The 1,412-nt window shown below is 77.9% G+C and carries 1 protein-coding gene; it reads right to left on the reverse strand.

Going from position 1 to position 1,412, the window contains the following annotated elements; genetic code table 11:
* The coding region (locus F9B16_RS50410; RefSeq protein WP_225992703.1) for a LolA-like protein at positions 1–1,309 on the reverse strand (1,309 nt) is incomplete at its 3' end.
* Positions 1,310–1,412 lie beyond the last annotated feature (103 nt).

Raw genomic sequence — 1,412 nt, forward strand, 5'->3', positions numbered from 1 at the left:
CGGTCCTCGCCGGCGCGCCGCTCGCGCCGGGCGCCGGGGTGCCGGTCGCGCCGCCGGGGGCGCCGGACAGTGTGCTCTTCACCACGGCGCTCCGCTCCTTGTCGAGCTTGGCGAGCAGCGACCTGACGTCCGCGGCGGTGAGCGCCTCGCCGATCACCCGGGCCTGCGCCGAGTACGGGTAGGAGCCGGGGTGGTCGAGCGCCGACTTCACCCACGTCCGCCAGGCCCGCCCGGCGACGGTGCAGGTCAGCACGAGCGACCGGTCGGACGGCACCGGCGCGGACGAGGTGCAGGAGCCGAGCGCCGTGCCGCGGGTGGTGATCGACGCGCGCAGCGCGGCGCGCGCGCCGTCCGGCACCGTGTCCGGCGACGACAGGGTCGCCGGGACGCGCACCGTGCATCCCGCCGTGTTCTGGTCGCAGTTGACGAAGGTGAGCTTGCCCGGGTCGAAGTGCAGGTTCGGGTCGGCGGCGCCCGCGAGCGCCTTCACCCGCGGCCGCAGCCGCGCGAACAGCGCGGCGGGGTTCGGCAGGTCGGCGACGCTGAACCGGGCGGCGTCGGCCCCGGCCGCCTGCACGGCGAGCAGCCGGTACGGCGCCGCGGCGGACACCAGGTAGTTCGCGCCCGACGTCTTGATCTTGTAGGCGCGGACGCCGTTCACGGTCTCGGTGGGCGGCTTCGCCGGCGCCTTGGTGAGCAGCTTCGCGATCGCCTGCGCGCCGAGCACGTCCGGGACGTCGAAGCCGGGGACGGACGCGGGCGCCTTCGACCAGCGGCCCGCGTAGTTGTCGGGGTGGGCGCTCTCGCCCGCGTACTCGCGCCAGAACTGCGGGCCGGCCTTGACGTAGGTGTCGCCGCCGACCGCGACGACCTCGGCGCTCAGCGGACCCGCCGCGAGCGTGCCGATCGCCGATCCCGCCGTCGTGACCTGCAGGTCGGCCTGGACGGGGCGGCCGTTCGCGGCGGTGAGCGTGCCCTGGTAGCGGAAGCCGGGCCCGGAGGTGAGCTGCCGTCCCGCCTCCAGCGCCCAGGCCGAGGGCGCCGTGGCCGACGGCTTCGGGCGCGCCTTGCCGGCCCCGTCGTCGTCGGAGATGAACACCACGGCGACGGTCGCGGCGGCCGCCACGACCACGGCGACGCCCGCGCCGGTCACCAGCCGCTTCTTGAACCGCCCGCCGCGCGGCGGCGGCCCCCCGATACCGGGAGGCAGCGGCATCCCGGGCGGCAGCGGCATTCCAGGGGCGCCGGGCGGGCCGGGCATCCCCGGGAACCCGGGCATGCCGGGCGTTCCCGGGTCCTGTGCGGGCATGCCGGCGCCCGGGCCGTGGTGCGGGAGGCCGTCCGGCGCGGTGGCGCCGGGAGCCTGCGGCGCGGCCGGCGACGGCGGCGGCGTGGCGGGTGCGGTCCGGGGC

This window comes from Actinomadura montaniterrae (assembly GCF_008923365.1).
GTDB classification, from domain to species: domain Bacteria; phylum Actinomycetota; class Actinomycetes; order Streptosporangiales; family Streptosporangiaceae; genus Spirillospora; species Spirillospora montaniterrae.